Genomic DNA, 4788 nt, shown 5'->3' with positions numbered 1-4788 from the left:
CTGCAGCCCCGGCGCTCCTTCCGCCAACTCCACCGCGCCGCGTCCGAGCTGGAACCGCCGCGTGCCGTCATCGAGCAGATACGCTCGCACCCCGAGCAGCAACTCGTATTGGCCTACGGCCTGACCGAGATCGGAGACCTGTATGCGCACACTATCGAGCCGCATGTGTCTGTCTGCCATCAGCCTGCGTCTGGGGGTCGCGATGCGAGGAGTCTGGCAGGAGGAGCGCCGCCTGTCCAATGATGTTGGTGAAATTCGTAGTGGGAGAATGGACCAAGGTCAGGCGCGAACGGTTGCCAGCCGGTTGTCAACTTCCCCGGCGTCGGCATCCGCTGCCGCCCAGTAGCGATCGACATCATGCTGGAGTTGGCGCAAGATCTCTTCCTGCCGCACTGGCGCGAAGAGATGGTGGTAACGTGTTTGCCCGTGCAGGTAGTCTTCCACCGGGCGGAAGCGATGGGGCCTGACGGTGTGCACGACCTTGCCGTCGCACACTTCCTTCAGCGGCCACACCCCGGTGTCGACCGCCAGCTTGGCGATCTCGACCGATTCGGCCGGTTCAACGCCCCAGCCGGGTGGGCACGCGGCCAGACTGATGAACAGCTTCGGACCAGTGAGCTGCCCAGCACGCGCCACTTTGTCCATGAGGTCGAGCGGATACGCAGGCGACACCGTGGCGACGAATGCAGGCTGCTGCGCCTCCCAGAGCTTGAACAGATCCTGCTTGTGCGTTGCCGTACCTCCGGGCGTGGCCGAGGTGACCGGCGTCGTTGCCGTCCGTGAGCCGAACGGCGACGCCGGGGACATCTGAAAGCCGGTATTGCCGAAGGCTTCGTTGTCGTAGCAGAAGTAGTAGAAGTCGAGACCCCGGTGAATGGCCGCTAGCGTGGCCTGCAGTCCGATGCCGTGAGCGGCTCCGTCGCCGGTGACCACGACGACCTTGAGGTTCTCGTCTTTGGACAACCTGCCTTTGGCGATCAACATGTCGAGGGCATCACGGACGCCCTGGGCGCCCGCCGGTGCCGAAGCCATGGCCGTGTAGAGCCAGGACGAGTGGAACGGGGTGAAAGGAAAGACCGCCAGTAGAGTCAGGCAGCCAGCGGCGTTTACGAACACCACATTAGGGCCGAGCGCTTTATGAAACAAGCGCAGGGCGAGCAGCCCGCCGCACCCGGCGCAGAGGCCGGTGCCGCCGGCAAGGTACTCCTGCCGTGGAATGTCCTTGATGCCTTTGTAGATCTCACGGCGAATGGGCATGTCACTTTTCCGGTGTGCTGGCGCTGCCCTGTTGGGCGATGCGCAGCATTTCCATCATCTGGCGGTACTCGGCTTCGGAGTACAACAGGGTCGGTTCGACTGAGCCGCCGTCGTTCTCGGCTGCGTGCAGCGCTGCCATGATGGTGTCGAACTCCTCACTGCGAAAGCGGCGGCCTCCCAGTCCGCCGATGAAGGAGAGCAAGGGCGGTGGCGTGCGGCCGCGGAGGGCGCTGGCCACTTCACTGAACAAGATGCCGCCCTTGCCGATCGAGATGTTCTGATCGATGACGGCGACGGCGCGCCGGTCGCCGAGGAGCCACTCAATCTCCTGATCCGGAAAGGGTCGGATGAGGCGGAGGCGGAGCAAGCCAACCTTCTCACCGCGCGCCCGTAGCCGTGCAACCTCCTCCTTGCCCACCGTGCTGAACGAGTTCGACATGACGATCACCCAATCGGCATCGTCGAGCCGGTAGCTTTCGACGGCGCCGTAACAGCGCCCGAAGCGCCTGCAGAACTCGCCGGCGATAGCATCATGCGCCGTCAGCGCCGCTTCCGCCGCCCGTTGCATCTGATACTTGAAAAAGCTGTATCCGGTCCCGCCCAGTACCGCGACCCCTTGCGCCAGGACGTGCGAAGCAGAGAAGCCGTGTGCCGCTTTGTGGGGCGGTAGAAACTCCCGCACCTCCTCCACTGAGGGCAGCTCGACCGGCTCCCGCGTGAAGGAGAGATAAAAGCCATCGAGATTCACCAGTACGGGCAGGAGCACGTCAGCGTGCTCGGACAGCCGATACGCCATCAGCACGGAGTCCAACACCTCCTGGCAGCTCTCCGCGTGGATTTGCAGGAAGCCGCTGTCACGTGCCGCTAGGACGTCGTTGTGGTCGGGTTCGAGCGTGATCGGTGCGGCGAGCGCACGCGACACGTTCAGCAGCACCAGCGGCACGCGCCATCCGGCGATGGTGTAGAGCATCTCGAGGCCGTAGACCAACCCCTGGCTCGACGAGGCGGTGAAGACACGTGCCCCGGTGGCGGCGGCGGCACCCGCAGCCGTGAGCATTGAGTGCTCCGAGTCCATCGTCACTAGACGCGCCGCAAGGGTACCCTCTGCCACCCACTGGGCCAGGGCTTCGATGACCTCGGTCTGCGGGGTGATCGGGTAGACCGGTATGTAATCGACCTCTGCCAGGCGTGCCCCCCATGCGGCGGCGGCGTTTCCGGTGAGGAGTTCGCGCGTCATGCAGCGTCCTCGCGCAGCTGGCTGATCGCTTTAGGCGGGCATTCGGTCAGGCACACCAGGCATCCCTTGCAGTGGGCGTAATCGATGACCGGATAGTTCTGAAGATCGAGCTGGATCGCGCCCTCAGGGCAGAGGGCGAAGCAGATGAAGCAGCGCGTGCACAGCCGCCGTTCGATGATCGGGCGGTACACGCGCCAGCCGTCGGTGGTGCGCAGCAGGCTCGTGGCCTCGGCGCTGATGACCGGTGTGGCTATGCGGGCAGGGAGGCGCGGAATGACAAATGGCCGGCGTACGCCGGTGGCCGGTGCTGGCCGTGGCTCCGAGAGACCCACCCAAGGGGCGGCATCATAGGCCCTCTGAGTGGCCCCGAGGTTGCGCTGGATCAGATCCTGGGTAAGGCCCACCTCAGCCAGTTCCATCTGCACCGCTTCGGCCACTTGGCTCCATCGGGCGAGACCAGCTGCCTTCGCGGTAAAGCCCGCCATCGGGGCGCTCAGGAGCTGGTGTCCGAGCAGATCGAGCGCAATCGATGTGATGTCGAGCGTAACCACACGTGCCAGGGTTTGGCAACGCTCCCTCAGATCGTGCTCCGTATGGGTGCTGTTGACGAGCAGCAGGCTGGTATCCTCGAGCCCGGCGAGCACCGCAGCTTCCGGATGGGTCAGCAGTGAGGGGTCCATCAGCACCGCCATGTCGGGCTTCTCGATGTAGCCACGCTCGTGGATGGGCCCCTGGCTGAACCGGGTAAAGGCGACCACGGGAGCCCCACGCCGCTCCGCCCCGTACAGCGGCGAGTCCTGGACATTCAGGCCGCCCAGAAAGAGGGCGCGACTGACGATACGACTCGCCAGCTTCACGCCTTCACCCCCGCGACCGTGGAATCGGATATGACGGACCATAACCGCCGCCTCCCCCCGGGAGAAGTCTGCCAACTGCATGCCAGGCTTAGAATTTGCGCCAGACCGCTTCGGAGCGGGGCTACTGGTCTTAGTTTTGCCAACCAGTCGGGGTCGGATTCCCGGTACTGCAAAACGCCCTGACGCGGGTTGCGTTGCTCTCTGCCGCTTAGTGTCCCGCCGAGATCAAATGCGGCACCGTGAAGACTTCCTCGACATTTCCGGGAGCATACGGTGAAGGCGACTGCGGTCCGCGATTGAAGTACCAGGTATCCGGGTCCGGCGAGGCAGGGCCCGGGATCATGATGACTGTGGCGTGCTGGCTCTGGATGTCGAATGACCGCGGAGCTGAAACCCATTTCATCCTCGTACACCACCTTGGAGGCCGGCAACCCTTGCTTGTGGAATGAGAAGAACTCCAGCCACACCTTCCACAGCTCGCCGCGGCGGTCGTATATATCTGAGGCCATGACGATCCAAGCCTCGGCATCGACGTAGAGCACGCGCTTACCGTAGGCGTACTGCGGCAGCTTCGAAGTCCCCTCGATGACGTACGCACGCCGCTTCTCCCAGTTGTCACAGTAGGTGAAGTCCGCGCCGCCGGGGCAACGCTGCACGGGATAATGCTCCCGGTGAACGACACCGAGAACGTCCTTCACGCCCAGAAGCTTCCAGTTGCTCCAGGCGATGTGACCGCTGAAGCCCCAGTAAGAGTCCTGGTCGGTGTCCTGTCCGAACAGGGAGTCGCTGCGTTGCGCCGTTGACATGCGGCGGATTCGGCGGATGGCGGGAACGTACAACCAGGTGTCGTCTTGCCGCGCCGCGCTCAGGTAGCGGATGCCGAGCTGCCCCACCCCCTTCATGTCAAACGGAGAGACGGTCGGGCTCAGGATCTCTTTGTAACGTACTTGATCCGGGTTGGGCATCTCCGGCTTTGGGTCAACGAACAGACGGCCATTATAGTACAACCGCCGCAGGTCGCCGACCATGAACTCGCGGTCTGGAACCATCGGGGCTGTATAGGTGATCGGTCCGCTGGGGACCTGGAAATCCCGCATGAGCACGTCATCGGTGATGAGCGGCTTGTACTGGTAGTTCCACATGATTTTAATCGCCGCGTCGGGATCGTTGACGTCAATGTTCGGGAACGGCATCCCGGCCACGTAGTTATCGAGCGTGTTGCCGTCGACGGACAAGCGCACTTGGCCGCCGGGGGCTTCCGTTGCCTCCCGGTAGGCGCGCGGCCACTCCACTTTCTTGGTGGGCACGATGTTCATGACCATGCCGTGCTCCACGCACCACGTGACTCCGGGACCGATCAGGTCGCGCGCCTTCTCGACATTTGCCTTGGTGATGACGTCGCCAGGCTGTACGTCAGCCACGGCCGCAGCAGCGGCG

The 4788-nt window shown here is 63.8% G+C and carries 5 protein-coding genes; all 5 read right to left on the bottom strand.

The genetic code is table 11. The annotated features are described in order from the left end of the window. On the bottom strand, window positions 1-180 hold a 180-nt coding region (locus tag VF515_06830), incomplete at its 3' end, for a hypothetical protein (protein HEX7407351.1). Window positions 181-279: 99 nt separating this feature from the next. Next, entirely contained in the window at window positions 280-1257 is a 978-nt protein-coding gene (locus VF515_06825; protein ID HEX7407350.1) for a thiamine pyrophosphate-dependent enzyme, read from the bottom strand. A gap of 1 nt (window position 1258) precedes the next feature. Continuing rightward, window positions 1259-2494, bottom strand: coding sequence for a pyruvate synthase (locus VF515_06820; protein HEX7407349.1), 1236 nt, complete (start codon window positions 2492-2494; stop codon window positions 1259-1261). Continuing rightward, window positions 2491-3351 carry a 2-oxoacid:acceptor oxidoreductase family protein gene (locus tag VF515_06815; GenBank protein ID HEX7407348.1) on the bottom strand — a complete coding sequence of 287 codons (861 nt, stop codon included), beginning with the start codon at window positions 3349-3351 and terminating at the stop codon, window positions 2491-2493. Before VF515_06815 ends, VF515_06820 begins: the two co-directional genes overlap by 4 nt. Next, on the bottom strand, window positions 3348-4788 hold a 1441-nt coding region (locus VF515_06810), incomplete at its 5' end, for a DUF1329 domain-containing protein (protein HEX7407347.1). The genes VF515_06815 and VF515_06810, both read right to left, overlap by 4 nt.

Source organism: Candidatus Binatia bacterium, from assembly GCA_036382395.1.
In the GTDB taxonomy this organism is placed as follows: domain Bacteria; phylum Desulfobacterota; class Binatia; order HRBIN30; family HRBIN30; genus JAGDMS01.
Note: the sequence above shows the minus strand (reverse complement) of the source record. Positions and strands in the feature narration are given on the sequence as shown.

Bases quoted from the DNA above. Each gene is read 5' to 3' on its own strand.
- VF515_06825 (HEX7407350.1), bottom strand. From the start codon at position 1,257: ATGCCCATTCGCCGTGAGATCTACAAAGGCATCAAGGACATTCCACGG.
- VF515_06820 (HEX7407349.1), bottom strand. From the start codon at position 2,494: ATGACGCGCGAACTCCTCACCGGAAACGCCGCCGCCGCATGGGGGGCA.